Below are 25,925 nucleotides of genomic sequence, written 5' to 3'. Positions count from 1 at the left end.
CCCGACGCAGCCTGTCCGCTTCCCCTCCGCCCCTGCATCGGCTAAAGCCTGCCGCGAACGAAACGGAGCAGGTCCCGCATGTCGCGCATTCTGATCACCTCGGCCATTCCCTACATCAACGGGATCAAGCATCTGGGCAATCTCGTCGGAAGCCAGTTGCCGGCCGACCTCTTCGCCCGCTATTGCCGGGCCCGCGGCCACGAGGTGCTTTTTCTCTGCGCCACCGACGAGCATGGCACCCCGGCCGAACTCGCCGCTGCCAAGGCCGGAATGCCGGTGGCGGAGTATTGCGCCCAGATGCACCGCACCCAGGCGAAGCTCGCCGCCGGCTTCCGGCTCAGCTTCGATCATTTCGGCCGCTCCTCCTCGCCGCAGAACCACCGGCTGACCCAGCATTTCGCCGGCAAGCTGGCCGAGAACGGTTTCATTGCCGAAGTGACCGAGAAACAGGTCTATTCCCACGCCGATGGCCGCTTCCTGCCGGACCGTTATATCGAGGGCACCTGCCCCAATTGCGGCTACGACAAGGCCCGCGGCGACCAGTGCGAGAACTGCACCAAGCAGCTCGACCCGACCGACCTGATTGAACCCCGTTCCGCGATCTCGGGCTCCACCGATCTCGAGATCCGCGAGACCAAGCATCTCTACCTGCGCCAGTCGGCGCTGAAGGACGATCTCGACGCCTGGATCGACTCCAAGACCGACTGGCCGGTGCTCACCACCTCGATCGCCAAGAAGTGGCTGCATGACGGCGACGGGCTCAAGGATCGCGGCATCACCCGCGACCTCGACTGGGGCATCCCGGTTAGGAAGGGCGAGGAGGAGTGGCCCGGCATGGAGGGCAAGGTCTTCTACGTCTGGTTCGACGCGCCGATCGAATACATCGCCTGCGCCGCCGAATGGGCCCAGGCACAGGGGCTCGACGAAGCCGACTGGCAAAGCTGGTGGCGCACCGACGCGGGCGCCGACGACGTCCGCTACGTGCAGTTCATGGGCAAGGACAACGTGCCCTTCCACACGCTCTCCTTCCCGGCGACCCTGATGGGCTCGCGCGAGCCTTGGAAGCTCGTCGACTACATCAAGTCCTTCAACTACCTCAACTATGACGGCGGGCAGTTCTCGACTTCGCAGGGGCGCGGCGTGTTCATGGACCAGGCGCTGGAGATCCTGCCAGCCGATTACTGGCGCTGGTGGCTGCTCTCGAACGCGCCCGAGACCTCGGACAGTGAGTTCACTTGGGAGAAATTCCAGGGCGGCGTGAACAAGGACCTCGCCGATGTTCTGGGCAATTTCGTCTCCCGCGTCACCAAGTTCTGCCGCTCGAAATTCGGCGAGGAAGTGCCGGTCGGCGGAGACCTGACCGAGGAAGGCGCAAAACTCATCGCCGAACTCGACACACGGATTGCGGCTTATGTCGCGCACATGGATGCGATCGACATCCGCAAGGCAGCGACCGAGTTGCGCGCCATCTGGGTCGCCGGCAACGAGTTCCTGCAAACGGCTGCGCCCTGGACCAGCTTCAAGACCGACCCGGACCGCGCCGCGTCCGACATACGACTCGCGCTCAACCTGATCCGGCTCTACGCGGTGATCTCCGCGCCGTTTCTTCCGGATGCCTCGGCGAAGCTGATGGAAGCGCTGCGTTGCGAGACCGCCGACTGGCCCGGGGACGTCGGCGAGGCGCTCGCCTTCATGAAGCCCGGCCACAGCTTCGTCGTGCCGAACACGCTCTTCGCGAAGATCCCGGACGAGGACCGCGAGGACTGGGCGGAACGTTTCGCAGGACAACGCACCTGAGCGGTCCCTGGCCAGGAAGGCTGCGGGACGCATGCCGCTCACGTATCAACGAGGCGGTCGGATCAGCGAAGTAGACGGGTCGGGAGGACGACGTCCCCCCGACCCGCGGCGTCGATCGTGTCTCAGACGAAGCGGTTGACGTAGTTTTCCAGCCGCTCCTGCTGACCCGAACGCGGCTCGGGATTGATGCCTTCGGCCAGAACCCGCTCTGTGATGCTTTCGAGCGAACCGTTGGCGAGCATGTCCCTCGCGACATCGCCGTCCCAGCCGGCGTAGCGCGCCGACCGGGCCGCTTCGAGACCGCCATCCTCGAGCATCGCGGCCGCCGCCTTGAGCCCGCGGGCGCAGACATCCATGGCGCCGACATGACCGGCGATCAGGTCTTCCGCGTCGAGCGACTGGCGCCGCAGCTTGGCGTCGAAATTGGTGCCGCCCGTGGTGAAACCGCCGGCCTTCAGGATTTCGTAGTAGGCCAGCGCGACTTCGGGCACGTTGTTGGGGAACTGGTCTGTGTCCCAGCCCGACTGGTAGTCGTTGCGGTTCATGTCGATCGAGCCGAGCAGGCCGAAGGCGGCGGCCATCGCCAGTTCGTGCTCGAAGCTGTGGCCGGCGAGGATCGCGTGGCCCTGCTCGATATTCATCGCCACCTGGCCTTCCAGCCCGAACTCCTTGATGAAGGAATAGACCGTGTTCACATCAAAATCATATTGATGCTTGGAGGGTTCCTGCGGCTTGGGCTCGATCAGGATCTGGCCCTTGAAGCCGATCTTGTGCTTGTAGTCCACGACCATTTGCAGGAAGCGGCCGGCCTGCTGACGCTCCCGCACGAGATCGGTGTTGAGCAGCGTCTCGTAGCCCTCGCGCCCGCCCCAGAGGACGTAGTTCTCGCCGCCGAGCTTTTGCGTCGCATCCATGCAGGACTTCACCGTCGCCGCGCACCAGGCGAACACGTCCGGATCCGGATTTGTCGCCGCGCCCGACATGAAGCGGCGATGTGTGAACATGTTGGCGGTGCCCCAGAGCAGTCTTGTGCCTGTGGCCTCCATCTTCTCGCCGAAATAGTCGACGATCTCCTCGAGGTTCCGCTTGTATTCCGGGAAGCTGTCGCCGCCCGGGGCAACATCGGCGTCGTGGAAGCAGAAGAAGGGCTGGCCCAGGATGTCGAACATCTCGAAGGCCACGTCGGCCTTCAGCCTCGCCATCTCCATGCTGTCCTGCGGATACCATGGCCGGTCGAAGGTGCGTCCGCCGAACGGATCGCCGCCCTCCCAGGCAAAGCTGTGCCAATAGGCCACCGCGAAGCGCAGGTGGTCCTCCATCCGCTTGCCCAGCAGGATCTCGTCGGGATTGTAGTGTCGGAAGGCCAGGTCGGATGTGGAATCGGGGTCGTAGGCGACCTTGTCGATACCGTCGAAGAAGTTCGTCATGAGAGTCCTCTGAGGGCTTGGTAGGTGTCCCGATACCGTTCATGGGCATCGGCGAAGGCGACCGTCAGACCCTTCACGGGTTCGACGGTCTTGCTGATTTCCGGAACCGGCGCGACTTCCGCGCCGGCACCGGTCGCGGCCATCAGCGCTAGCCGCGCGGCGCCGAAGGCGCCGCCGAAATCGCCGGCGACAGGCACTTGCACCGGAATGTCGAGCGCGGTGGCGATGGCCTTGAGCCAGTAGTCCGAGCGGGACCCGCCGCCGACTCCGATCAGCCGCTCGAAGCGGGTGCCGGTCGAGGCAAGCGCATCGTAGCAGTCGCGGATCGCGAATGTGACGCCTTCGAGCACCGCCGCCGTTCCCGCGGCTGTGTCGGTGGCGTGTTCCAGACCGGTGAAGCTGCCGCGGATCTGCGCATCGTTATGCGGCGTCCGCTCCCCGCCGAGATAGGGCAGGAAGAGCGTGCGTCCGGGCGCGCGCAGATCGCCGAGCGATCCGGTCAGCGCCGCCGCGTCGGAACCGACGAGACCGGCATACCAGTTCAGCGCGTCGGTCGCGGCGAGGATGACGCCCATCTGGTGCCAGGTGTCCGGCAGGGCGTGGCAGAAAGTGTGGACGGCCGTCGCCGGATCGGGCTGGTAGGCGTCAGAGGCAGCGAAGAGAACGCCCGACGTGCCGAGCGAGATGAAGGCGTCGCCCGCCTTGACCACGCCAACACCCACGGCCGAGGCCGCGTTGTCACCGCCGCCGCCGGCAACGATCACGCCCTCCCGCAGGCCCCAGCGGTCCGAGAGCTCCTTGCGAAGCGTGCCGGAGGCCTCCGAGCCCTCGACCAGGCGCGGCATGTGATCCCGCGAGAGGTCGGAGGCGGAGAGCAGCGCATCGGACCAGTCCCGCTTGCCGGTGTCGAGCCAGGAGGTGCCGGCAGCGTCCGACATCTCGGACACCGCCTCGCCGGTCAGCCAGAGCCGCAGGTAGTCCTTGGGCAGCAGGACTTTCGCCAGCTTCTCGAAGATCTCCGGCTCGTGCTTCTGGACCCACATGACTTTTGGCGCGGTGAAGCCCGGAAACACGATATTGCCCGATACCTCGCGCCAGAGGGGCGCGGCGTCGAGCGCGGCGGCCTCTTCGTGGGAGCGCGTGTCGTTCCAGAGCATGCAGGGGCGGAGAACGTTCTCCGACGCGTCCAGCAATGTCGCGCCATGCATCTGCCCCGAGAGGCCGATACCCTTCACTTCGGCGAGCGACGCCGCGGCCGCCAACCCGTCCATCGCCGCCGAAGCGGCCGCAAGCCAGTCGGCGGGCGATTGCTCCGACCAGCCGGGATGGGGGCGCGAGACCGACAGCGGCGCTGTCGCCTCGGCGACCACCTTCTGATCGGAATCGATGAGAAGCGCCTTGAGCCCGGAGGTTCCGAGATCCAGACCGATATACATTACTCTACTCCACTCTCCGGGTTCTTGCCGAGGATGATCATCCCCAGAATGTCGTCCTCACTCACCTCGTTCACGCGTACGGTTCCCACGAGCTTGCCGTTCTTCATCACTGAGGCCCGGTCGCAGAGCTGCTTCACGGCGTGGATGTCGTGGTCGATGAGGAAGATGCCGAGCCCCTGATCCTTCAGTTCCTCGATCAGCTTCGAGACCATGGCCGTCTCCTCGACTCCGAGCGCCGCGGTGGGCTCGTCCATGATCAGGATCTTCGCGTTGAAATAGACCGCACGGCTGATCGCCACCGATTGCCGCTGGCCGCCCGAGAGGCCGGCCACAGGGGTGTGGAAGCGCTGGAAGTTGGGGTTGAGCCGCCCCATGATCTTGCGCGTCTCGGCCTCCATCATCGCGTCGTTCACCAGCCCCGTCGAGGTCACGATCTCGCGGCCGAGAAAGAGGTTGGAGGCGGCGTCGAGATTGTCGGCCAGCGCCAGCGTCTGGTAGATCGTCTCGATATTGTAGTTCCGCGCGTCTCGGGGCGAGTTGATATGCGCCTCCTGGCCGTTGACGAAGATCTGACCACCGTCGCGCTTGTAGGCGCCCGAGAGCATCTTCATCAGCACCGACTTGCCGGCGCCGTTATGGCCGAGCACGCCGACCACCTCGCCGGGGTAGAGATCGAGGGTGACGTCGTCGACGGCGTGGATTCCGCCGAAGGACTTGCGCATGTTGCGCATCTCGACCAGCGGCGTGCCATTGTTTGCGGTGTCAAGTGGCATGAGTCAGTCTCCTGTCCGCTTGCGGTAGAGGATGTCGACATAGACGGCGAACACCAGCACGATACCGACGACGATGTTCTGGTAGGGCGCCTCGACGCCGACCATCGCCATGCCCGATTGCAGCGACTGCATGATCAGCGCACCGAGGATGGCGCCATAGATCGTGCCGATGCCGCCCGAGAGCGCCGTGCCGCCGATGACCGCCGCAGCGATCACGCGGAGTTCGTCGAGCGTGCCGATGTCGTTGGAGTGGAAGTTGAGGCGCGCCGAGGCCACCACCGCCGAAAGGCCGCAGAGAAAGCCGACGATTGCGAAGACCTTGACGGTCAGCAGCCGCGTGTTGATGCCGGCCAGCTCGGTGGCCTCCGGGTTTCCGCCGGTGGCAAAGATGTAGCGTCCGAGGCGCGTGCGTTGCGCCACGACAGTCATCACCACGGCAACGAGAATCAGTAGAAGCACCGAATAGGGAACGCCATAGACGGCGGAATAGCCCTCCGGCATGGCCTCACCACGTTCCTCGAAGACTCGGCGCAGGCGGCCGATCGGGATCTCGTAGGAATTGAGGATCCAGACGAAACCGAGGATCGCGCCGACCGCGATGGCGACGATGACCGTTTCGGCCCAGATCGGCTTCAGCGGGAAGCCGTGCGCTTTCTTGTTGCTGCGGGCCTTGAAGAACAGGAACAGGGTGACAGCGGAGGCCAGCAGGCCGAGGATCCAGGATCCCGTGGCGCCCATCGTGCCCTCGATGCCGCCGAGCGTCACGAAATTGGCGTCGAGCGGGCCGACGGTCTGGCCTCGCGAGAGGTGCCACGCGACGTTGCGCCAGACGAAGAGGCCGCCAAGGGTGACGATGAAGGCGGGGATAGTCAGGTAACCGATCAGCCAGCCATGGAAGCAGCCGATGGCGACGCCGACGATCAGGCCGACGATGATGGTGACGGGGGCGATCACGGAAGATCCGAGTTCGAGGCCGAACCATTGCGGCAGGACCAGCGTCTGCATCATGGCCATGATGGCCGAGCAGGTGGCGAGCACGGCGCCGACCGAGAGGTCGATATGGCGGGTGACGATCACGAAAACCATGCCGGTCGCCATGATGGCAACGGAGACGGTCTGGATCGTGAGGTTGAAGATGTTGCGGGGGGTGAGAAACCGGCCGCCCGTCCAGACGTCGAAAACGATGCAGATGATGACGAATGCCCCGATCATGCCGAGCAGGCGGGTATCGACTTCCATCGTGTCGAGGATGTTCCGGCGGGTATGAGTCGGCAGGTCGCGCTGTGCGGTGCTGTCAGACATGTGGGCGCTCTCCGGGATGCGCGTTCCGTTTGCCCCCGCCGTAATCGGCGGGGGCTTGCTTCAGGACTCGTTTGCTCGTGCGAGTGGCGCTCAGTTACAGGGAGCGGGGCCGCTCTCGACGCCCTGACAGAGCGCATCGACCGAGATCCAGCCGGCATCGGTGACCACGGTCAGGTTCTCGGCAGTCACCGGGACCGGTTCGAGGAACTTGGCGGTCATCGTGGTGCCCGACGGCGAGGTCCATTCGATGGCCCCGTCGATATCGGCCATCGCCGTGCCGCCCGCGAGCGCCACGGCGATTTCGCCGGCGTTGCGGCCGAGGTCGCGCGCGTCTTTCCAGACAGAGACCGTCTGGGTGCCCTTGGCGACGCGGTTCAGAGCGGCATGGTCGCCGTCTTGGCCGGAGACCGGGATCCCGTCCATGCCCTGAGCGGTAAGCGCGGCCACGACTCCGCCGGCGGTGCCGTCGTTGGAGGCAACCACGGCATCGACCTTGTTGTCGTTGGCGGTCAGGATCTGCTCCATGTTGCGCTGTGCGTTGGCGGGCAGCCAGCCGTCTGTATAAGCCTCGCCGACGATGGTGATGTCACCGGAATCGATCGCCGCCTGCAGGATTTCCTGCTGGCCGCCACGGAGGAAGTCCGCGTTCGGGTCGGTGGGCGAGCCCTTGATCATTACGTAGTTGCCCGTCGGTGCAGCGGCAAAGACCGCGCGGGCCTGCATCCGGCCGACCTCGACGTTGTCGAAGGTCAGGTAGAAGGCGCGCGGATCCTCGATCAGGCGGTCATAGGCGATGACCGGGATGCCCTCGTCGGCAGCAGCCTGCACGGCAGGGATGATTGCCTCGGTGTCCTGGGCAAGCACGATCAGCGCGTCGACACCCTGGGCCATCAGCGCTTCGATATCCGAAAGCTGCTTGGAAGACGAAGATTGCGCGTCCGCCGAGACGTAGTTGGCGCCACCGGCCTCGAGGGCTGCCACCATCGCGGCCTCGTCGGTCTTCCAGCGCTCTTCCTGGAAGTTCGACCAGCTGACGCCGACCGTGAGGTCCTGCGCGAGCGCGGTCGTGGTGAAAGCGGTTGTCAGTGCGGCAGCCGCGATGAAAAGGTTACGCATGAATTCCTCCCGAATTGTCTGCCCTATGCGTTTTGGGCGGACGGCTCCTTCGCAGGCAGCCGTTCCACACAAGAGGATTGACTAAATTAATTTACTTGTCAAAATAAAAATCAGGCTTGTGACGGCGTTTGGCACCAGAAAATGACTGGATCATACGAGAAATGCATGTTTGCGGTCACAGTTTCTGCGATGCAGAAAGTGATTTCTTTGGAGGGGTGAAGGAAATGCGCCAGTGAACGCGCGGGATCTGCCGGCCGCAAGTCTCCCGCCCGCAGGATGTGGCCCGATCTTTCCGGCCCATGATTCGACGGTGCCGCCGCTCCGGCAGCAGATCTTCGATTGCGTGCGCTCGCAGGGGCAGATCCCGCGAATCGACGTCGCGAAGCGGCTCGCGGTGAGCCCGGCCACCGTGAGCACGCTGGTGGCCGACCTGAAGTCGTCCGGTCTTCTGGTTGAGGTCGAGGCGCCGCGCGAGCCCGGCGGCCGTGGCCGTCCGCCGGTCGCGCTCGCCGTGCGTCCCGAGGCCGGTTATGTCGCCGGCATCAAGCTCTCGGACCTGATGCATACCGGCGTCATCGTCGATTTCGCCGGTCAGCCTGTGGCCGAGGCAAGCCTGTCGCGCAGCAGTCTTCGGTCCGATTTCGAACTGCTGGCCGGGGAGGCCGAGGATCTGCTGGCGCGGATGCTGGCCGAGGCCGGAATGCGCCGCGACGCGCTGTCCGCTGTCGGAATCGGTGTGCCCGGGATGGTCGACCACGCCCGGGGCATCTCGCTCTGGTCGCCGATCATCCGCGAGACCGGGCTTCCCATCGCTGCGATGATGTCCGAGCGACTCGGTTTGCCGGTCGAGGTCGACAATGACGCCAACCTGCTGACGCTGGCGGAGTTATGGTATGGCGCTGGGCGTGAACTCGCCGATTTCGCCGTGGTGACGCTGGAATACGGCGTCGGCATGGGGCTGGTGATGAACCACCAGCTCTATCGCGGCGCCCATTCGGTCGGCATGGAACTCGGCCACACCAAGGTGCAGCATGACGGGGCGCTCTGTCGCTGCGGCCAGCGCGGCTGCCTGGAAGCCTATGTCTCGGACTACGCGCTTGTGCGCGAGGCCGGGGTGGCGCTCGACATGCACCGCACGGCCTCGGGCTCCGCACAGGTGATCCTTGAGAGCCTCTACGACCAGGCCAAGGCGGGCAACGAGGCGGCCCGCACGATCTTCCGCCGCGCCGGTCGCTTCCTCGCCGCGGGGCTGGCCAATGTCATCAACCTCTTCGATCCCTCGCTTGTGATCCTTTCGGGCGCGCGGATGAGATATGACTATCTCTATGCGGAGGAGGTGTTGCGGGAGGCGCGCACGCTGTCGCTGAATGTCGGTCGCGCCCTGCCGCCGATCGAGACCAACGCCTGGGGCGACCTTGTCTGGGCCCGCGGCGCGGCGACGCTGGCGCTGGCTAAGGTCACGCAGGAGAGGGCGCGGGAGGCGTCGGGATGAAAGCTGCCATGATCCTGGCCCTGATGGCCGGACCTGCCTTTGCCGGCGAGGTCCGCTTCGTCGACGCGCGCGCGGCGCTGCCCGTCGAGCACGTCTATTCCGGCGGCTGGGAGCATTTCGTCGGCGGAGGCCTGGCGGTCTTCGACTGCAACGACGACGCGCGCCCGGAGATCTACGCCGCCGGTGGCACCGCGCCGGCGCGGCTCTTCGTGAACCGGACGGAGAGTCCGGGATCTGCTCTTGAATTCGAGCTCGGCGAGGGCGTGCCGGAGCTTTCCGGCGTCACGGGCGCCTATCCGCTCGACATCGACAGCGACGGCATCCTTGACCTCGCCGTGCTGCGTGTCGGCACGAACATTCTCCTGCACGGGCAGGGCGATTGCCACTTCGAAGACGCGACCGCCGCGCTCGGTTTCGATGGCGGCGCACGCTGGTCCACTGCCTTTTCCGCGACATGGGAACCGGGAAATACCCTGCCCACGCTCGCCATCGGCAATTACGTCGACCGCGACGACCCCGAGGGCCCGTTCGAAGCCTGCGACGTGAACGAACTGCACCGGCCCGAGGGCGAGCGCTATCGCCCGCCCCGGATCCTCGAGCCCGGCTTCTGCGCCCTCTCCATGCTCTTCTCCGACTGGACCCGCAGCGGTCGCCAGGACCTCCGCGTCTCAAACGACCGCCATTACTACGTGCGTGGCGGTTCGGAGCAGATGTGGCGCATGGACGAGGAGCCGCGCCTGCTCGGAGACGCGGATGGCTGGGAGAAGATCTCGATCTGGGGCATGGGCATCGCCAGCCGCGACATCTCGGGCGACGGTCGTCCCGACTTGGTGCTGACCTCGATGGCCGACCAACTGACACTTCTGTCCGATGGCGAAAGCGGCTACCGGCTCGCGCCCTATACCATCGGCACCTTCGCGCAACGGCCGCATCTGGGCGACGATGGCCGCCCCTCGACCGGCTGGACGGCGCAGTTCGGCGATGTGAACAACGACGGCCGAGACGACCTGTTCATCGCCAAGGGCAATGTTGACCAGATGCCCTCGAACGCGATCAACGACCCCAACAACCTGCTGATCCAGCAGGCTGACGGCACCTTCGCCGAGCGCTCGGTCGAAGCCGGCGTAGCGACGCTCGATCGATCGCGCGGTGCTGCACTGGCCGATTTCGATGGTGACGGACGGCTCGATCTCGCCGTGGTCAACCGTCGCGCACCCATGGAGCTCTATCGCAACGCGACCGAAGCCGCCGGCAACTGGTTGCAGATCCGTCCCCGCCAGGACGGTGTGAACGGTTTCGCAATCGGTGCCTGGGTCGAGTTGCGCGGGGCGGACGGCGCGATCGTGGCGCGTGAACTGACCTCCGGCGGTGGCCACGTTTCGGGCCGGAGCCTGCCGGAGCATTTCGGCCTCGGCGCGGCGGAGGAGGTCGAGGCTCGCGTGATCTGGCCGGATGGCGCGGTGAGCGACTGGCAAAAGATCCACGCCAATTGCTCCGTCGAGCTTTGGCGCGGGCAAGACGGTGGCCTCGACATGAGCGTGATCGAGTAGTCCCGGCGTCTTCTGTTCGAAAATGTCCCGGGGGAGTCGTCGCGCAGGCGGCGACGGGGGCTGCGCTCCGTTCGCGGCCGGTGATGTTAGCGATCCACTGGCAATCCGCTCGGAACGGTCTCGGGTATGCCCAGCCGGCCGTCTGCTCCCATGTCGCCGGTCAGACTCTCCAGGAACGCCAGGAGCGCAGCGAGATCGGCCTCGGACAGGTTGACCGGCGTGGTGTCGAGCGCAGCGAGGATGCGGCCTTTCTCCTCGGGGTCGTCCAACGCGGCCCAGAGCGGCTTGCCGTCGAACTCCTGAAGGATCGTCTGGCTCCGGTCGAACTGCGCGATCCCGGTGGCCGGGTCGAGGTGGTAGGCGATGAATCCGCCGAGGTCGCGGTGGGAGCCGGTGTGGCCATAAGGGGCGGTGAGCGTCACGTTGCGCAGGGATGGGGTTCGGAAGGCATAGAGGTCTTCGGCGTGGCCAGTGACACGAAAGCGGCCCTCGTCGCGCGAATGACGTTCGAAACGCTCGGCCTTTCCGGGACCGAACTGCGGCACGCCCATCGCGTGGAAGGCGTGGTCGGTCTGGAATGGGCCGGAATGGCATGTGGAGCAGCCGGCATCGCCGTAGAAGAGTTCCATGCCGCGCAGCGCCTCACCGGTGAGCGGCGCCTCGCCGCGCAGGTGGCGGTCGAAGGGGCTGTCGTCGGAGCGCCATTCCCATGCGACGAAATCGGCGATGGCGTCCGAGACGTCGGTAAAGGCGATCGGCCTGCCTGCGGCCACCTCCGGCAGCGCGGCCGCGAAGGCCGCCTGGTATTCCGGGATCGCCCGCACCCGGGCCGCAATCAGATCCCAGGCGCCGCCGTCGCCGGTGATCCGGCCCGAACGAACCGCCTTGGAGACCTCGTTTTCGCTGTAATGGCCCGCCATCTCGTCCTGCGAGAGCACCGGGAACATGGTCTGCGCCGAGAGCACGCCGGAGAAGCCCTGGACCATCTCCTGGTCGAGCGGCGTGCGCAATCCGCTGGGGCGGTCCGGGTCCGTCTGGATCCGGCCGTCGTGGAACAGCGTGGTGAATTCCGTCGCTCCGAGGTTGAAAAGCCCGGGCGCGTTTCGCGGGATGCGCTGCTCGGGCATGTTGTCGGGGTCCGGGCGGCGGTCCGGTCCGAGCCCGGTCGCGCCTTCGCCGAGATCGAGTGAGACACCGTCCGACGTGCCGAAACGCGGGTGGTGGCAGGTCGCACAGGAGATGTTCCGGTTGCCCGAGAGGATCGGGTCCCAGAACAGCAGGCGCCCGACTGCGACCAGTCCTTGGTTTACCTCGGCATATGCCGCGTCGGTGACCGGTAGCGGCAGGTCCGCGGCAGCGGCCGGGGCGGCGAGGAGGCAGGCGAGAAGCGGGGCAAGACGTGTCAACGGGACCTCCGGGTGTTTCGGGCGAGTGTAGCGCCGGGACGCGGGCTTGCGAAGATCAGCGCGGCGGGGGCGCGGTGCTTTCGCGCACCGCCAGCGTGACCGGCAAAACGACATGCGGGGCAGGGCGGGCGACCCGTTCGGCCGGTGCCAGTAGCATCCGCTCCAGCAGCATCCGCGCCGCCGCCCTTCCGATATCGGCGCGCGGTTGGTGGATCGTCGTCAGGGCGGGGACGGCGTGGCTCGCCATCTCTAGGTCGTCGAACCCGACCACCGAAATCTCGTCCGGCACCTTGATCCCACGGCGTTGCGCCTCGCCGATGAAGCCGAGGGCCATCTCGTCGGAAGCGCAGAAGACGGCCGTCGGGCGATCTGCTGCCGCGTGCCAGGCGCGCGCCGCCGCCGCGCCGGATTCGAGCGAGAAATCCCCCGGGAAGGCCCAGGCGTCGGGAAGCGACAGGCCTGCCTCGGCAAGCGCCGCCCGCGCGCCCGCGAGCCGGGCGATGCTCAGCACGTTCCCAGGCGGTCCGCAGGCGTGACCGATTCGCCTGTGCCCGAGCGCCAGCAAGTGGCGTATCGCCTGCGCCGCCGCGGCGTGGTTGTCGATCGTGACCTTCGGCCGCGCGACCTGCTCGATCCATTCGCAGGCGAAAACCAATGGCGGACGAAGCTCGGGCGGGCCTCGGTCGAGCAGCGCGTCGTGGCGCAGCATCCCGTCGAGGACGATCAGCCCGTCGACATGGGCGTGGCTGGCATATTCCGGGAACCGGTGCTCGTCGCGCGTCACCGGCGTGGTGTCGTTGATGAAGACGTTGAGCCCGGCTTCCGACATCACCTCGGCGATGCCCGAGAGGATGCGCGAGAAGAACGGGTTGGCGATATTTGGCAGGAGCACGGCCACTGCACCGGTCTCGCGCCGGCGCAGGTTCCGCGCCGCCTGATTGACGACATAACCGGTCTCGCGAATGGCGCGGAAGACCGCCTCGCGCGTGATCTCGCTGACCACGTCGGGATTGGTGAGCGTTCGGCTCACGGTTGCCGTCGATACCCCGGCGGCCTGGGCGACATCGCGAATGGATGGCGCGCGCAGCATCTTTCTCCTTCGGTTCCGCGACGGATCGATGCCGGATGCGTCGATCTGCAGCCTGCGCGGATTTGGCCTTGTAATCGATTACACGCAAAATATTATGCCGATGTAAAGGATTACATCAACGATTCGCATATGCCGGGGAGGGGCTGCGCGGAGCGCGGTTCTCGTTGACCGGCAGGGAGGCAAGCGATGAAGACGATCAAGGGGCCCGCCCTGTTCCTGGCGCAGTTCGCCGGCGACGCGGCGCCGTTCAACTCTTGGGACAGCATCACCAAATGGGCCGCCGATTGCGGCTATGCCGGCGTTCAGGTGCCAAGCTGGGACGGGCGCCTGATCGACCTCGCGAAGGCGGCCGAGAGCAAGGATTACTGCGACGAGTTCAAGGGCGTGGCGGCGGCCAACGGCGTCGAAGTGACGGAACTTTCGACGCATCTCCAGGGCCAGCTCGTGGCTGTCCACCCCGCCTATGACACCGCCTTCGACGGTTTCGCGGCCCCTGAGGTGCGCGGCAACCCGACAGCACGCCAGGAATGGGCGGTCGATCAGGTGAAGAAGGCGCTCACGGCGTCGCGTAACATGGGAATCACGGCGCATGCGACCTTCTCCGGCGCGCTGGCCTGGCCGTTCATCTATCCCTGGCCGCAGCGGCCGGCGGGATTGATCGACACCGCCTTCGACGAGCTGGCCCGGCGCTGGAAGCCGCTCCTGGACCATGCCGAGGAATGTGGCGTGGATGTCTGCTACGAGATCCATCCGGGCGAGGACCTGCATGACGGGGTGACCTACGAGATGTTCTGGGAGCGGACCGGCCGCCACGCGCGCGCCAAGATGCTCTACGATCCGAGCCACTACGTCCTGCAATGCCTCGATTATCTGGACAATATCGACATCTACAAGGACCGGATCGGGATGTTCCACGTCAAGGACGCGGAGTTCAACCCGACCGGCCGGCAGGGCGTCTATTCCGGCTACCAGCCCTGGGTGGACCGTGCCGGGCGGTTCCGGTCGCTCGGCGACGGGCAGGTCGATTTCGGCGCGGTCTTCTCGAAGATGGCGGCCAATGATTTCGACGGCTGGGCCGTGGTCGAATGGGAATGCTGCCTCAAACACCCGGAGGACGGGGCGCGGGAAGGGGCGCAGTTCGTCCGCGATCACATCATCCGCGTCACCGAGGTGGCTTTCGACGATTTCGCCAGCGGCGGGACCGACGAGGCAGCGAACCGGAAGATGCTGGGAATCGGAGACTGACATGGCACGTATCAAGCTGGGCATGGTCGGCGGCGGCAAGGACGCCTTCATCGGCGCGGTCCACCGCATCGCGGCGCGGATCGACGGGGAATACGAACTGGTGGCCGGGGCGCTCTCCTCCACGCCGGAGCGGGCGAAGGAGAGCGGCGAGGCGCTCGGCCTTGCTCCCGACCGGATCTATTCGGATTTCCGCGAGATGGCGATTCGCGAGAAGCGGCTGAAGGACGGGATCGAGGCGGTGGCGATCGTCACGCCGAATCACGTCCACTACCCGGCGGCGCGGGAGTTCCTTAAGCGCGGCATCCACGTGATCTGCGACAAGCCGCTGACATCGACGCTGCCGGATGCGCGCAAGCTCGCCAAGCTCGCCGCCGAGAGCGACGCGGTCTTTGCACTGACGCATAATTACACCGGCTATCCGATGGTGCGGCAGGCGCGCGAGATGGTCGCGGCGGGCGAGCTCGGCACGATCCGCGTGGTGCAGGTCGAGTATCCGCAGGACTGGCTGACCACGGCGGTCGAGCAAACCGGGACCAACAAGCAATCGGAATGGCGCACCGACCCCGAGCGCTCCGGCGCAGGCGGCTCGACCGGCGACATCGGCACCCACGCCTTCAACCTCGCGAGCTTTGTCAGCGGGCTCGAGCTGGAAGCGCTGGCGGCCGATCTCCAGAGCTTCGTGCCGGGCCGCCGGGTCGACGACAACGGCCACGTGATGCTGCGCTTCAAGGGCGGTGCGCGGGGCATGCTCTGGTGCTCCCAGGTCGCGCCGGGCAACGAGAACGCCCTTCGCATTAGGGTCTATGGGGATAAGGGCGGCCTGGAATGGGCGCAGGAGGATCCCAACTACCTCTGGCATACGCCCTTCGGCGAGCCGAAGCGGCTGCTGACGCGCGCGGGCGCCGGTGCCCGGGACGTGGCGGCGCGGGTCTCGCGCGTGCCCGGTGGTCATCCGGAAGGGTATCTCGAAGGTTTCGCGAATATCTACACCGAGGCCGCTCGCGCAATCCGCGCCAAGCAGGCGGGCGAGGCGATCCCGAAGGACGTCCTGTTCCCGACCGTCGAGGACGGGCTGCTGGGCGTGGCCTTCGTCGATGCCTGCGTGCGCTCCTCGGCGCGCAACGCGGCCTGGGTCACGCTCGCATGAGGTTCGGATGACCATCACCGAGGCGATGGAAACCGCCAAGCGCGGCGGACCGAAACCGGCCCCTGTGGCCGGGCCGGCCGCCGCGCCTGTGCTCGCGCTGCGCGACGCGCAGCGGTCCTTCGGGCCGGTGCAGGTCCTCTTCGACATTTCGTTCGAGTTGTTCCCGGGCGAGGTCCACGCGCTGATCGGCGAGAATGGCGCGGGCAAGTCGACGGCGATGAAGATCATGTCGGGCTATCTCGCGCCGACCGGTGGCACGGTCGAACTCGACGGCGCGCCGGCCCGCTTCGCCAGCTCGCGCGAGGCCGAGGCGCGCGGCGTGACGCTGATCCACCAGGAGTTCAACCTCGCGCAGCTTCTGAGTGTCGAGCAGAACATCTTTCTCGGTCACGAGATCCGGCGCGGGCCGCTGCTCGATCATCGGGCGATGCGGGCACAGGCGCGCGAATTGCTGGAGCGGCTGGAGACGCCGCTCGACCCGACGGCGCGCACCGCCGATATCTCGGTGCCGGAAAAGCAGATGGTCGAGATCGCCAAGGCACTGACACGCAAGGCGCGCGTGCTGATCATGGACGAGCCTACGGCGGCGTTGACGACGCGCGAAACCGAGGTTCTGTTCCGCCAGATCGAGAGGCTCAAGGCGGAGGGCACGGCGATCCTCTATACCTCGCACAAGCTCGACGAGGTGGCCCGGATCGCCGATCGCATCACCGTGATGCGCGACGGGCACATCGTGCGGACTGCGCTTCGGGGCGAGATGAATGAGGACCAGATGGCCGAAGCCATGGTCGGGCGCGACCTCTCGGACATGTTTCCGCCGAAACGCCCGGCGGACGGCACCGAGCCGGTGCTCGAGGTGCGCGGCCTCTCTGTCGGGAATGTCGTCCGGGACGTGTCCTTCTCGCTGAGGCGTGGCGAGATCCTCGGCTTTGCCGGGCTGGTCGGTTCTGGCCGCACCGAGTTGATGGAAGCGCTCTTCGGCGTGCGCGACGCCACCGGAACGGTCTCGATCAACGGCCGGCCGCTGACGCTCGGCTCGGCCGAGGCGGCAATGGCGGCGGGCCTTGTCTATCTGCCCGAGGACCGCAAAGAGCACGGGCTGATCCTGACCCAGGACATGCGGCGAAACCTGACGCTCCTGGCGCTGAAGAAGTTCTCGCGCGGGTTGATCGACCGCAAGGCCGAAGAGGCTGCGCTCGACCGGGCGATCGATGAGTTCGACATCCGCGCGCCGTCGCGCGAGGTGCTGGTGGGCAACATGTCGGGCGGCAACCAGCAGAAGGTCCTGCTGGCCAAGATCATGCTGGCCGATCCGCAGATCGTGCTGATCGACGAGCCGACCCGCGGCATCGACGTCGGCACCAAGCAGCAATTCTACACCTTCATCCACCAGCTTGCCGAGACCGGCCGCTCGGTGGTGGTTGTCTCGTCGGAGATGACCGAGGTGATCGGGCTCTGCGACCGGGTCTGCGTCATGCGGCGCGGCCGGATCGAGGGCGAGGTGAGCGGCGACGAGGTGACCGAGGACGCCATCGTGCGCCTCGCTATGGGACTCGAGCAGAAGGGCAATGGCGATGGCTGACATGACCGGGACTGCCCCGGCAACACGACGGCGCAGGTTCGAACTCCAGGCGCTCGGGCCGATCCTTGCGCTGGTGGTGCTGGTGGTGATCGGAACGGCGCTCAACCCCGATTTCCTCGCCTCCAGGAACATCACCAACGTGCTGTCGCGCTCGTCCTTCATTGGAATCATGGCCGTCGGCATGACCTTCGTCATCACCGCGGGCGGGCTCGACCTTTCGGTGGGGTCGATGACCGCCTTCATCGCCGGCATCATGATCATGGTGATGAACGCGCTGATCCCCTCGCTCGGCACGAGCTGGAACGTGATCCTCATCGGCATGGGGGCCGGCCTCGCGCTCGGGGCGCTCGCCGGCGCGGTCAACGGTTTCCTGATAACGCGCATGGGAATTGAGGCATTCATCGTCACACTGGGTTCGATGGTGATCTTTCGCTCGCTGGTCACCTGGATGGCGGACGGCGGAACGATCTCGCTGAATTTCTCGCTCGGTTCGCTCTACGAGCCGGTCTACTACGGCGGTCTCTTCGGCATCCGCTGGCCGATCATCGTCTTCGCGCTCGTCGCCGTGCTGGGCGAGATCGCCATGCGCCACACTGCCTATGGCCGCCATTGCGCCGCCATCGGTTCCAACGAACAGGTGGCGCTCTACTCGGCGGTCCGCGTCAAGCGCGTGCGCATGATGACCTATGTGGTGCTCGGCACTCTGGTCGGTCTCGCCTCGGTGCTCTACGTGCCGCGGCTTGGCTCGGCCTCGAACTCCACGGGCCTGCTCTGGGAACTCGAGACCATCGCCGCGGTCATCATCGGCGGCACGTTGCTGTCGGGCGGCTTCGGCCGGGTCTGGGGCACCGTCGTGGGGGTCCTGATCCTCGGGCTCATCGACAACATTCTCAATCTCACGGACCTTGTCAGCCCCTATCTCAACGGGGCGATCCAGGGCGTGATCATCATCCTGGCGGTTGTGCTGCAGCGCGCCAGGAAGTCATCCCGCTGACGGGAACAAGGCCCCGTCGCGGGGCAAAACATGGGAGGAAGGCAATGAAAATGAAGCATCTCTTCGGAGCGACGGCGATTGCGATGGCGCTCGGCGCGACCGGGGCCCTGGCGCAGGAGACCACGGTGATCGGCGTCTCGATCCCGGCCGCGACCCACGGCTGGGCCGGTGGCATGAATTTCCACGCGCAGGCAGCGATCGACCGGCTCGAGGCGACCTATCCCGAGCTCGACTTCGTGCTCGCGACCGCCTCGGATCCGGCCAAGCAGGTCAACGACATCGAGGACATGATGGCCACGCGCAACATCGACGCGCTGGTCGTGCTGCCCTTCGAGTCCGAACCGCTGACCGCGCCGGTCAAGCGCGTGAAGGAGTCGGGCGCCTGGGTAACGGTGATCGACCGCGGACTTTCCGAGGAAGGAATCGAGGATCTCTATGTGGCTGGCGACAACCCGGGCTTCGGCCGTGTCTCCGGTGAGTTCTTCAAGGAAATGATGCCCGACGGCGGCAAGATCGTCGTTCTGCGCGGCATTCCGACGACGATCGACAACGAGCGTGTCGAGGGCTTCCAGGCAGCGATCGAAGGCACCGGCATCGAGATCCTCGGCATGGAGCATGGCAACTGGAACCGCGATGACGCCTTCACGGTGATGCAGGACTTCCTGTCGAAATATCCCGAGATCGACGCCGTCTGGGCTTCTGACGACGACATGGCGATCGGCGTACTGGCCGCGATCAAGGAATCCGGCCGGATGGACGAGATGTGGGTGCTCGGCGGCGCCGGCATGAAGGAGATGGTCAAGCGCGTCGCCGACGGCGACCCCTACGTGAAGGCAAACGTGACTTATCCGCCGTCGATGTCGGCCACGGCGATCGAGATCACGGCGCTTAACTACGTCTCGAACGCGCCCGTCTCGGGCAAGTTCGTCATCGGCTCGGTGTTGATCACCAAGGACAACGCCGAGAAGTTCTACTACCCCGACAGCCCCTTCTGATCCCGCGGGATCGACTTCCCCATGGGGCTTTGCGTCCGGCGGAACACTCCGCCGGGCGCATCTTGTTTCGGCGCCCTTAGCGGGCGGTGTCGCTGGCGTCAGGCTTCCGGACATGAATTGGATGGCCGGTTCCGGCTGGTCACTGGCACGGCGACCGCTACCATCGCTGGCAGCAACAGATCGAGGACATGGCATGTCGAAAGAAGAGCTTATCACCGCGCTCGATTACCTGAGTGCCGGCAATTTCCAACCAGGGCCGGAGATGGAGGAGGCGCACCGGATCTGCCAGGCGCAGGAAGGCGTGTCGGAGTACGACTGGATCCACGCTCTGGTCCACCGGATCGAAGGGGACGACGCGAATGCAGCCTACTGGTACCGCCGTGCCGGCAGGACTCGTCACCCGGGACCGGTCGAGGAGGAATGGAGCCTCGTCCGGTCCTCTCTCGAGCAGCGCTGATCGCGGTGCAGGCCGCGATCAGAATGCGCGGAAAGTCATTATGGTCAGCGTGCGCTGGACATTGGGGATACGGGCCACGTTCTCGTTGATGAAATGGCCGATATCCTCCTCCTCGGGGATGTAGAGCTTCAGAAGAAGGTCGTATTCGCCAGAGGTCGAAAACAGCTCGGAATGGATTTCGCGGAGCGCGATGGCGTCGGCCACCTCGTAGGTCGTGCCGGGGGCGCAGCGGATCTGGACGAAGACGCAATGGCTCATGCGGAGGTGCCTTTCGGTATCGGCGGACCGGCCGGCGGTCCGGATCTCGGTTGGCACGACACTAGCCGACATGGCGCCCGGCGCAATCGCCTATCTGCCCGGCCGCGCGCTGCGGCACATCGCGACGAGACGGGGCGGGTCGAGCTCGTCGGGTGCGATACCCAAGAGCGTCACGGTTTCGCCGGCGGGAAAGTGCAGGCGGGCATTCCCGTCGCCATCGTCGCGAACTGCGATCTGTTCGGGCCGGACGGATACACCGAAAGCGGCGGAGAACTCGCCGAGGTCCAACCGGTCCGGATACGGCCCGTCTAGCGTGAAACCGGTGATCACGGCATGGCCGAAATCATCGATCTGCGCGATCCAGTCGTCGCTCTCGGCGTCGGCAGGCCGGCGGCGCCGCCGGCGGACGCGGCCGCCCGACATGCAGCGCGCGACCCGGAGCCAGTCCGAATCCGAACGCGCCTCCCAAGGCGCGTCTCTCCCGGTCTTACGAAAGACGATCGTGTCGACGCCGAGGTCGAAGAGCTCGCCGAGGCTCGGAGCCTCGCGGATCGAAGCGGCGGCGGTGGCGACCCGGTCAGGTTTAGAGAGCGGCGCCTCGTTCCGCGCCGCGTGCCTGCGGGAGGGGGCGGTGAAATCTTCCCGGACGGTCGCGTTTGCCATGGCATACCTCACTTTCCCGCCTTTCATCGCGCAGATCCCTTAAGGAATGCCTTACCCGGAACGCGGCACGGAGCGCGGTCGCGATGCAGCTTGTTGTCAGGGCATTCCGGGCCGCTGCCGGTGTCGTGCAAAGCCGAGCCGCCCGAGCGTCGCTGTTGCCGTTCAAGCGATTCGGGCGCAGGTTGTCATGGTGGAGGAGGTTGCATGCCGATCTGGATGTATTTCACCAAGCCAGTCGAGTCGCCGAAGGATATCCCGCCAAGCGCGATACCGGTTTATTCCCGCCACCCGCCCGGAGCGAACCGGAGACCCCGGAACGACGATGACCGATGGGTCGTGGTGGCGCTGCCGCGTGGACAGTCCCTAGCCAATCTCGCGGTGACAAAGCGTATCAAGGCCGAGATGACGATCTCGATGGCGAAGGACGGTGCATTTTTCCAGCACGAGTTCTTTACCCGGGTGACGTTTACGTCCTTCTCGTACCAGGACAACACCCACGGGCCGCACTCGGCGAGCGTCGCCTTCTCCTACCTGGACGCCGAGACCATCCAGCCCTGATGAGGGCGCGCCTTCCGGCTCAGAGCGTGGCGAAGCCGCCGATCAGCTGGCGCAAGCCCAGCCAGGCGCCGATCACGATGGCGCCGAGAGTGAGCGGTGCGGAGAAGGCGAGGAGCGAGAAGGCCGAGAGGCCCTGTCCCACCGAGCAGCCGACGGCGATGGCGCCGCCGAAGCCCATCAGAACCCCGCCACCGATCTGGCGCCGCAGTTCGCGCGGGTCCTCGCAGGCCTCCCAGCGGAAATGGCCGCGCCGGAGCGAGCCAATGCAGGCGCCGCAGAGCACACCGACGACCGAACCGACGCCGAAGCTGACTTTCATCCCCGAGGCCAGCATGGTGAAGAGCACGGTGTCGCCGAGTGGCGCGGAGAACGTATGGCTCTCGACCGGCACCGCGCCGAAGCTGCGGTCAGCGACCCAGGCGGTGCCTGCCCAGCCGGCGGTTATGGCGAGGCCGACGACCACCGCCCAGAACACTGCCTTGCGTGCGTGGCGCATCCGCGCGGGCGCGAGCGCCGCGGCCAGGATCAGTGCGCCGAAGGCAATGCCGACGGGGATCGGCGACAGGCCCGTCGCACCGGCAAGAAGATGGGCGAAGCCCGCGGGGGCGTCCGTCGCCCAGAGGTTGTCAGGAAAAATCGTGACGCGCAGCGCGGCAAAGGGGCCGGAGATCACCGAATAGGCGGCGATTGCCATCACCAGCACGATGACGAAGGCGCGCAGGTCGCCGCCGCCGACGCGTGCCAGGACGCCGTAGCCACAATTGCCCGCCAGCGCCATGCCATAGCCAAAGAGCAGCCCGCCCAGGATGTGGGCGACGGGGTTCCAGCCACGGTTGAGATAGAAGCTTGTCTCGGGATCGAACAACCCGGCGGCGGCAAGCGCGAAACTGCCGATAACCGCGGTGCCGATCGCGATGGCCCACATGCGAAGCCGGATGTCGGAGCCGCCATAGAGTGCGTCCTCGATGGCGCCGAGGGTGCAGAACCGGCCGAGCCTTGCGGCCAGCCCGAGTCCCAGACCTCCCAGAAAGCCGAAGATCGCCACCAATGTGGCGTCTCCCAGTGCGTCGCCCATTACAGCCCTCCCCAGCTGGCTCGCCGGACAGGCGTCTGATGCGCGCGTTACCGGTCTAGCAGGCGTCGCTGTCCTTGCAGAACAGCTCGTAAACGGTCTCGAGTATCTTGCGCGGGCGGTCGTCGGTCAAGGAGTAGTAGATTGTTTTGCCGTCGCGGCGCGGCTGCACCAGCCCCTCGAGCCGAAGCCGCGAGAGTTGCTGGCTCACCGCCGCCTGGCGTGCGGAGAGCAGTTTCTCCAGCTCGGTCACAGATTTCTCGCCGGTCACGAGGTGGCACAGGATCATCAGCCGTCCCTCGTGGCTGATCGCCTTGAGGAAGGTCGATGCCTGCGTGGCCTTGTCGACGATCTGGTCAATTTCCTCGTCCGTCGTCAGCTCGCTGATGATCGGCAAAATGGCCTTGGCCTTGGATTCGCGGTTCGAAAGGTCTTCCATGTCCATTCCATTCCTTTCCAAGCGCTATGGCAGGGTTGCCATCTGCTGGGGCGCCGTATGACAGCACCCCCATAATAGTGGTCCGCGAGGACCGCTCGGAGGCGGCTCATCCCGGAAACCGGGCTGCACCTCGCGAATTCCCTTCGCGACTGGACCTAGCTCCCGCCCTGATCCAGCGGTTGGAAATCCGTCACATCCGAGAGCATCTTTCCCAGAAGCCCCCAGAAGAAGTCTTCGCCCGGATAACCTTCCAGGCGAGCAAGTTCCACGCTGGCATCGTCGACCAGCACGAAGGTCGGGGTGAAACTCACCCGACGTTTGAGAGAGAGTGCGTTCATCGCCTCGCTCCCGAGTTCAACGCGACGCAGCGGTGCATAGGCGCCCTCCGACGTCTTCGGATAGATCGGACCGATCTCCGCATTCCACCGGGTGCAGTAGACGCATCCATGTTGCTCGACCATCACAAGCTCGACCGCCCCGGCGGCAAACGCTGTCAGGCTCATCGCGCCTCCGACAATCGCAGCGCGCAGAATGCATGCAAGATCCGACATGAAGGTCCGATTGACTGTCCGATTTCTTACCAACATAATCTGAATGTGTGAATGGGACAAGGGGAGGAGATCGATGCCCGAGGTTACCTGGGCGGGTGCGGCCCTCGCGGGGCTGCTGTCATTTCTCTCACCCTGCATCCTGCCGATCGTTCCGTTCTATCTCTCCTACATGGCTGGCGCCGGCATGCAACAGATAACGGCCGAGGGAGAGGTCCCGGCGCATGTCCGTCGCCGCGCGGTTCTTGCGGCAAGTTTCTTCGCAGCCGGGATTCTGACCATTTTCATGGCGCTCGGGGCCTCGGCCTCGGTCTTCGGACAGCTTGTCGGCCAGTACATGGACATCCTGCGCCTCGTCGCCGCAGCGATTATCATCGCCATGGGGCTGCATTTCCTCGGGATCATCCGGATCGGTTTTCTCTATCGCCAGTTCCGTGCCGATGCAGGCAATACCTCCAACGTGTCGCTTCTCGGCGCCTATGTGATCGGGCTTGCTTTTGCCTTCGGCTGGACGCCCTGTGTCGGGCCGGTGCTGGCGGCGATCCTCTTCACGGTCGCTACCGAGGGCGGTGGTATGGGGCAGGGCGCGCTGATGCTGCTCGTCTACGGGCTCGGCATGACGCTACCCTTCGTGGCGGCCGCCTTCTTCATCGGCCCGTTCATGCGCTGGATGAAGGGGTTCCGGAAGCATCTGCCGGTCGTGGAAAAGGTCATGGGCGTGCTGCTCGTCGCTTTCGGACTGCTGATCGGGACCAACTCGGTCAACCTGATCGCGGAATTCATGCTCAACTACATGCCCGTCATCGGATAGCGCTGGCGGGCGACATCAGGGGAGGACGCCCATGTTGAAACGCGTGATCGGCGCCATTGCGGCGCTCCTTCTTGCTGCGCCGCTGGCGCTGGCGGAAATCGGCGACGACGGGCTCCACAAGGAGCCTTGGATGCGCGACACGTTTAAGGATCTGCGCGAGGATCTCGAGGAAGCCAATGCCGAGGGCCTCCGGCTGATGCTGATCTTCGAACAGCGGGGCTGCATCTATTGCAAGAAGATGCATGAGGAGGTCTTCTCCAAGCCCGAGATCAGTGACTACATCGCAGAAAATTTCTTTGTCGTGCAGCTCAACATGCACGGGCAGACCGAGGTCACCGATTTCGACGGCGAGGTGCTCACCGAATCCGACATGGCCAAGAAATGGCGGCTGATGTTCACGCCGCTGATTCTCTTCCTGCCGGAGGATTTGCCGGAGGACATGTCGGCCGCCGAGGCCGCGGTGGCGACGATGCCCGGCGCGTTCGGCGCCTCGACGACCGGCGACCTGCTCGTCTGGGTGGCCGAGAAGGGCTACGAAGGCGAGGAGGATTTCCAGCGCTACCACGCCCGGAAGCTCGCCGAACGCCGCGAAAACTAACGATTTCACGAAAGAATATGACCGGGTGGCGCAACATCTGCCATGATGCGCTGCACCCACCGGGCGGAATCTGTCCGGACTTAAAATTCATGAAAGCGAATTTGTTGTTGCTTCCGGCGAGGCCGGTGCGCTAATGTGTCCCGAGCGAACGGAGGAACAACGCAGCAATCGCCGCCAGGCGTCGCTTCGGGAGGACATATGAAACGCGCATACTTTGCGGCCCTTGCCGCCACCATCCTTGCACCCGCCGCCCTGGCAGACGTCGTCGCCCCGGGCGACGTCGTTTTCGACGAGGCCGGCGCGCTCGAGACGTCTCTGACCAGCCAGCCGGGCAATCCGGAGGAGGGGGCCAAGGTGATCTCGACCAAGTCGATCGGAAACTGCGTTTCCTGCCACGAGATCGGCGCGATGCCGGATGTGCCATTCCAGGGCAATATCGGTCCTGCGCTCGACGGCGTAGCCGATCGCTGGTCCGAGGCAGAGATCCGGGGGATCGTTGCCAACGCCAAGAAGACCTACGATGGCACGATGATGCCCGCCTTCTACAAGGTCGATGGCTTCATCCGTCCGGGCGAAGGCTACACCGGCAAGGGAATCGCCGAGGCGGACATCACGCCGCTTCTGACCGCTCAGCAGATCGAAGATGTCGTCGCCTACCTCGCGACGCTCAAGGAATAACGGATATCAACCCCATTCGGAGCCGCGCCCCGCGCCCGGCGCCGTCCCAACCAAGGAGAGAGAGATGGACATCTCACGACGCGAGACGCTGGCCCTCGGTCTCGGCGCCGCCGCGCTGGCCTTTCTGCCCTTCCGCGTGAATGCCGCCACCGAAGACGCCATTGCTGCCTTCACCGGTGGCGCCGAGATCGGCGAAGGCGGCATCACTCTGGATGCCCCGGAGATTGCCGAGAACGGCAACACGGTTCCGATTGGCGTGAATGCGCCGGGCGCCGCGGCGATCCTGGTGCTTGCCACCGGCAACCCGACGCCGGGCGTGGCCCAGTTCAAGTTCGGCGAGCTGGCTGGTTCGCAGTCGGCCTCGACCCGGATCCGCCTTGCCGGCACGCAGGAAGTCATGGCCATCGCCAAGATGGCCGACGGCAGCTTCGTCAAGGCAAGCTCGACCGTGAAAGTCACCATCGGCGGCTGCGGCGGCTAACAGAGTTTCA

26 protein-coding genes are annotated in these 25,925 nt (G+C 65.6%); 14 read left to right on the top strand and 12 right to left on the bottom strand.

Annotation, left to right across the window (positions count from 1 at the left end):
• Positions 1-78: 78 nt before the first annotated feature.
• Positions 79-1,797 carry a methionine--tRNA ligase gene (metG, locus tag EU800_RS07640; RefSeq protein WP_129630237.1) on the top strand — a complete coding sequence of 573 codons (1,719 nt, stop codon included), beginning with the start codon at positions 79-81 and terminating at the stop codon, positions 1,795-1,797.
• A gap of 122 nt (positions 1,798-1,919) precedes the next feature.
• Here metG and xylA read toward each other — a convergent pair whose 3' ends face one another.
• The 5 genes from xylA to xylF form a co-directional block, all read right to left on the bottom strand.
• Positions 1,920-3,224: a xylose isomerase gene (xylA, locus tag EU800_RS07635; protein WP_129630235.1), complete on the bottom strand. Its 1,305-nt coding sequence runs from the start codon at positions 3,222-3,224 to the stop codon at positions 1,920-1,922.
• The gene (xylB, locus tag EU800_RS07630) at positions 3,221-4,660 is read right to left on the bottom strand and encodes a xylulokinase (RefSeq protein WP_129630233.1); all 1,440 of its coding nucleotides are present in this window, start codon (positions 4,658-4,660) and stop codon (positions 3,221-3,223) included. The genes xylA and xylB overlap by 4 nt, the downstream gene beginning before the upstream one ends.
• The gene (locus EU800_RS07625; RefSeq protein WP_129630231.1) at positions 4,660-5,433 is read right to left on the bottom strand and encodes an ATP-binding cassette domain-containing protein; all 774 of its coding nucleotides are present in this window, start codon (positions 5,431-5,433) and stop codon (positions 4,660-4,662) included. Before EU800_RS07625 ends, xylB begins: the two co-directional genes overlap by 1 nt.
• A gap of 3 nt (positions 5,434-5,436) precedes the next feature.
• Entirely contained in the window at positions 5,437-6,735 is a 1,299-nt protein-coding gene (locus EU800_RS07620) for a sugar ABC transporter permease (RefSeq protein ID WP_129630229.1), read from the bottom strand.
• Positions 6,736-6,825: 90 nt separating this feature from the next.
• Positions 6,826-7,851: a D-xylose ABC transporter substrate-binding protein gene (gene xylF / locus EU800_RS07615; protein WP_129630227.1), complete on the bottom strand. Its 1,026-nt coding sequence runs from the start codon at positions 7,849-7,851 to the stop codon at positions 6,826-6,828.
• A 232-nt stretch (positions 7,852-8,083) separates the two neighbouring features.
• Between xylF and EU800_RS07610 the strand changes: the two genes are divergently transcribed.
• Together EU800_RS07610 and EU800_RS07605 are read left to right on the top strand one after the other, a co-directional pair.
• On the top strand, positions 8,084-9,343 hold the full coding sequence (locus EU800_RS07610; protein ID WP_129630225.1) for an ROK family transcriptional regulator: 1,260 nt from the start codon (positions 8,084-8,086) through the stop codon (positions 9,341-9,343).
• Positions 9,340-10,893, top strand: coding sequence for a CRTAC1 family protein (locus EU800_RS07605; protein WP_129630223.1), 1,554 nt, complete (start codon positions 9,340-9,342; stop codon positions 10,891-10,893). The genes EU800_RS07610 and EU800_RS07605 overlap by 4 nt, the downstream gene beginning before the upstream one ends.
• Before the next feature lie 86 nt (positions 10,894-10,979).
• On the opposite strand, the gene EU800_RS07600 is transcribed toward EU800_RS07605, so the two are convergent.
• Entirely contained in the window at positions 10,980-12,299 is a 1,320-nt protein-coding gene (locus EU800_RS07600) for a cytochrome-c peroxidase (RefSeq protein WP_242500432.1), read from the bottom strand.
• A 55-nt stretch (positions 12,300-12,354) separates the two neighbouring features.
• On the bottom strand, positions 12,355-13,389 hold the full coding sequence (locus EU800_RS07595; protein WP_129630219.1) for a LacI family DNA-binding transcriptional regulator: 1,035 nt from the start codon (positions 13,387-13,389) through the stop codon (positions 12,355-12,357).
• A gap of 186 nt (positions 13,390-13,575) precedes the next feature.
• Between EU800_RS07595 and EU800_RS07590 the strand changes: the two genes are divergently transcribed.
• The 6 genes from EU800_RS07590 (at position 13,576) to EU800_RS07565 (ending at position 19,809) form a co-directional block, all read left to right on the top strand.
• Complete coding sequence (locus tag EU800_RS07590) at positions 13,576-14,634, top strand: sugar phosphate isomerase/epimerase (RefSeq protein WP_129630217.1); 1,059 nt, start codon at positions 13,576-13,578, stop codon at positions 14,632-14,634.
• Position 14,635: 1 nt separating this feature from the next.
• Positions 14,636-15,781: a Gfo/Idh/MocA family protein gene (locus EU800_RS07585; protein WP_129630215.1), complete on the top strand. Its 1,146-nt coding sequence runs from the start codon at positions 14,636-14,638 to the stop codon at positions 15,779-15,781.
• A gap of 25 nt (positions 15,782-15,806) precedes the next feature.
• Complete coding sequence (locus EU800_RS07580; RefSeq protein WP_129630452.1) at positions 15,807-17,363, top strand: sugar ABC transporter ATP-binding protein; 1,557 nt, start codon at positions 15,807-15,809, stop codon at positions 17,361-17,363.
• Position 17,364: 1 nt separating this feature from the next.
• Complete coding sequence (locus tag EU800_RS07575) at positions 17,365-18,357, top strand: ABC transporter permease (protein ID WP_129630213.1); 993 nt, start codon at positions 17,365-17,367, stop codon at positions 18,355-18,357.
• A 44-nt stretch (positions 18,358-18,401) separates the two neighbouring features.
• Positions 18,402-19,352, top strand: coding sequence for an ABC transporter substrate-binding protein (locus EU800_RS07570; RefSeq protein ID WP_165354589.1), 951 nt, complete (start codon positions 18,402-18,404; stop codon positions 19,350-19,352).
• Between the two features lie 193 nt (positions 19,353-19,545).
• Positions 19,546-19,809, top strand: a complete 264-nt coding sequence (locus EU800_RS07565; RefSeq protein ID WP_129630211.1) for a hypothetical protein — start codon at positions 19,546-19,548, stop codon at positions 19,807-19,809.
• A gap of 18 nt (positions 19,810-19,827) precedes the next feature.
• On the opposite strand, the gene EU800_RS07560 is transcribed toward EU800_RS07565, so the two are convergent.
• Complete coding sequence (locus tag EU800_RS07560) at positions 19,828-20,067, bottom strand: Lrp/AsnC ligand binding domain-containing protein (RefSeq protein WP_129630209.1); 240 nt, start codon at positions 20,065-20,067, stop codon at positions 19,828-19,830.
• A 90-nt stretch (positions 20,068-20,157) separates the two neighbouring features.
• The gene (locus tag EU800_RS07555; RefSeq protein WP_129630207.1) at positions 20,158-20,730 is read right to left on the bottom strand and encodes a hypothetical protein; all 573 of its coding nucleotides are present in this window, start codon (positions 20,728-20,730) and stop codon (positions 20,158-20,160) included.
• 204 nt (positions 20,731-20,934) lie between these two features.
• On the opposite strand from EU800_RS07555, the gene EU800_RS07550 reads away from it, so the two are divergent.
• Positions 20,935-21,288, top strand: coding sequence for a hypothetical protein (locus EU800_RS07550; RefSeq protein ID WP_129630205.1), 354 nt, complete (start codon positions 20,935-20,937; stop codon positions 21,286-21,288).
• 19 nt (positions 21,289-21,307) lie between these two features.
• Here EU800_RS07550 and EU800_RS07545 read toward each other — a convergent pair whose 3' ends face one another.
• From EU800_RS07545 to EU800_RS07535, 3 genes are all read right to left on the bottom strand, one after another.
• Positions 21,308-22,363 (bottom strand): YeeE/YedE family protein, encoded by a 1,056-nt coding sequence (locus EU800_RS07545; protein ID WP_129630203.1) that lies wholly within the window; start codon positions 22,361-22,363, stop codon positions 21,308-21,310.
• Positions 22,364-22,418: 55 nt separating this feature from the next.
• Entirely contained in the window at positions 22,419-22,799 is a 381-nt protein-coding gene (locus tag EU800_RS07540; protein WP_129630201.1) for a helix-turn-helix transcriptional regulator, read from the bottom strand.
• A 155-nt stretch (positions 22,800-22,954) separates the two neighbouring features.
• The gene (locus tag EU800_RS07535) at positions 22,955-23,302 is read right to left on the bottom strand and encodes a thioredoxin fold domain-containing protein (protein WP_129630199.1); all 348 of its coding nucleotides are present in this window, start codon (positions 23,300-23,302) and stop codon (positions 22,955-22,957) included.
• Positions 23,303-23,423: 121 nt separating this feature from the next.
• Here EU800_RS07535 and EU800_RS07530 point away from each other — a divergent pair, with 121 nt between their 5' ends.
• The 4 genes from EU800_RS07530 (at position 23,424) to soxY (ending at position 25,915) form a co-directional block, all read left to right on the top strand.
• A complete protein-coding gene (locus tag EU800_RS07530; protein ID WP_129630197.1) occupies positions 23,424-24,158 on the top strand; it encodes a cytochrome c biogenesis CcdA family protein in 735 nt (244 codons plus the stop codon).
• Between the two features lie 31 nt (positions 24,159-24,189).
• Positions 24,190-24,756, top strand: coding sequence for a thioredoxin family protein (locus tag EU800_RS07525; protein ID WP_207209872.1), 567 nt, complete (start codon positions 24,190-24,192; stop codon positions 24,754-24,756).
• 198 nt (positions 24,757-24,954) lie between these two features.
• Positions 24,955-25,434, top strand: a complete 480-nt coding sequence (gene soxX / locus EU800_RS07520; protein ID WP_129630195.1) for a sulfur oxidation c-type cytochrome SoxX — start codon at positions 24,955-24,957, stop codon at positions 25,432-25,434.
• A 64-nt stretch (positions 25,435-25,498) separates the two neighbouring features.
• Complete coding sequence (gene soxY, locus EU800_RS07515; RefSeq protein ID WP_129630193.1) at positions 25,499-25,915, top strand: thiosulfate oxidation carrier protein SoxY; 417 nt, start codon at positions 25,499-25,501, stop codon at positions 25,913-25,915.
• The last annotated feature ends 10 nt before the right edge of the window (positions 25,916-25,925 follow it).

The organism is Tropicimonas sp. IMCC6043 (genome assembly GCF_004146235.1).
In the GTDB taxonomy this organism is placed as follows: Bacteria; Pseudomonadota; Alphaproteobacteria; order Rhodobacterales; family Rhodobacteraceae; genus Tropicimonas.
Note: the sequence above shows the minus strand (reverse complement) of the source record. Positions and strands in the feature narration are given on the sequence as shown.

What these genes read in the sequence shown, in the direction of transcription:
- EU800_RS07580 (WP_129630452.1), top strand. Translation starts at nt 15,807, where the DNA reads ATGGAAACCGCCAAGCGCGGCGGACCGAAACCGGCCCCTGTGGCCGGG.
- xylA (WP_129630235.1), bottom strand. Translation starts at nt 3,224, where the DNA reads ATGACGAACTTCTTCGACGGTATCGACAAGGTCGCCTACGACCCCGAT.
- EU800_RS07585 (WP_129630215.1), top strand. Translation starts at nt 14,636, where the DNA reads ATGGCACGTATCAAGCTGGGCATGGTCGGCGGCGGCAAGGACGCCTTC.
- soxY (WP_129630193.1), top strand. Translation starts at nt 25,499, where the DNA reads ATGGACATCTCACGACGCGAGACGCTGGCCCTCGGTCTCGGCGCCGCC.
- EU800_RS07550 (WP_129630205.1), top strand. Translation starts at nt 20,935, where the DNA reads ATGCCGATCTGGATGTATTTCACCAAGCCAGTCGAGTCGCCGAAGGAT.
- EU800_RS07540 (WP_129630201.1), bottom strand. Translation starts at nt 22,799, where the DNA reads ATGGAAGACCTTTCGAACCGCGAATCCAAGGCCAAGGCCATTTTGCCG.
- EU800_RS07565 (WP_129630211.1), top strand. Translation starts at nt 19,546, where the DNA reads ATGTCGAAAGAAGAGCTTATCACCGCGCTCGATTACCTGAGTGCCGGC.
- EU800_RS07530 (WP_129630197.1), top strand. Translation starts at nt 23,424, where the DNA reads ATGCCCGAGGTTACCTGGGCGGGTGCGGCCCTCGCGGGGCTGCTGTCA.
- EU800_RS07525 (WP_207209872.1), top strand. Translation starts at nt 24,190, where the DNA reads ATGTTGAAACGCGTGATCGGCGCCATTGCGGCGCTCCTTCTTGCTGCG.
- EU800_RS07595 (WP_129630219.1), bottom strand. Translation starts at nt 13,389, where the DNA reads ATGCTGCGCGCGCCATCCATTCGCGATGTCGCCCAGGCCGCCGGGGTA.
- EU800_RS07545 (WP_129630203.1), bottom strand. Translation starts at nt 22,363, where the DNA reads ATGGGCGACGCACTGGGAGACGCCACATTGGTGGCGATCTTCGGCTTT.
- xylB (WP_129630233.1), bottom strand. Translation starts at nt 4,660, where the DNA reads ATGTATATCGGTCTGGATCTCGGAACCTCCGGGCTCAAGGCGCTTCTC.
- EU800_RS07555 (WP_129630207.1), bottom strand. Translation starts at nt 20,730, where the DNA reads ATGGCAAACGCGACCGTCCGGGAAGATTTCACCGCCCCCTCCCGCAGG.
- EU800_RS07605 (WP_129630223.1), top strand. Translation starts at nt 9,340, where the DNA reads ATGAAAGCTGCCATGATCCTGGCCCTGATGGCCGGACCTGCCTTTGCC.
- EU800_RS07570 (WP_165354589.1), top strand. Translation starts at nt 18,402, where the DNA reads ATGAAAATGAAGCATCTCTTCGGAGCGACGGCGATTGCGATGGCGCTC.
- EU800_RS07560 (WP_129630209.1), bottom strand. Translation starts at nt 20,067, where the DNA reads ATGAGCCATTGCGTCTTCGTCCAGATCCGCTGCGCCCCCGGCACGACC.
- EU800_RS07590 (WP_129630217.1), top strand. Translation starts at nt 13,576, where the DNA reads ATGAAGACGATCAAGGGGCCCGCCCTGTTCCTGGCGCAGTTCGCCGGC.
- soxX (WP_129630195.1), top strand. Translation starts at nt 24,955, where the DNA reads ATGAAACGCGCATACTTTGCGGCCCTTGCCGCCACCATCCTTGCACCC.
- EU800_RS07620 (WP_129630229.1), bottom strand. Translation starts at nt 6,735, where the DNA reads ATGTCTGACAGCACCGCACAGCGCGACCTGCCGACTCATACCCGCCGG.
- EU800_RS07625 (WP_129630231.1), bottom strand. Translation starts at nt 5,433, where the DNA reads ATGCCACTTGACACCGCAAACAATGGCACGCCGCTGGTCGAGATGCGC.
- metG (WP_129630237.1), top strand. Translation starts at nt 79, where the DNA reads ATGTCGCGCATTCTGATCACCTCGGCCATTCCCTACATCAACGGGATC.
- EU800_RS07535 (WP_129630199.1), bottom strand. Translation starts at nt 23,302, where the DNA reads ATGAGCCTGACAGCGTTTGCCGCCGGGGCGGTCGAGCTTGTGATGGTC.
- EU800_RS07575 (WP_129630213.1), top strand. Translation starts at nt 17,365, where the DNA reads ATGACCGGGACTGCCCCGGCAACACGACGGCGCAGGTTCGAACTCCAG.
- xylF (WP_129630227.1), bottom strand. Translation starts at nt 7,851, where the DNA reads ATGCGTAACCTTTTCATCGCGGCTGCCGCACTGACAACCGCTTTCACC.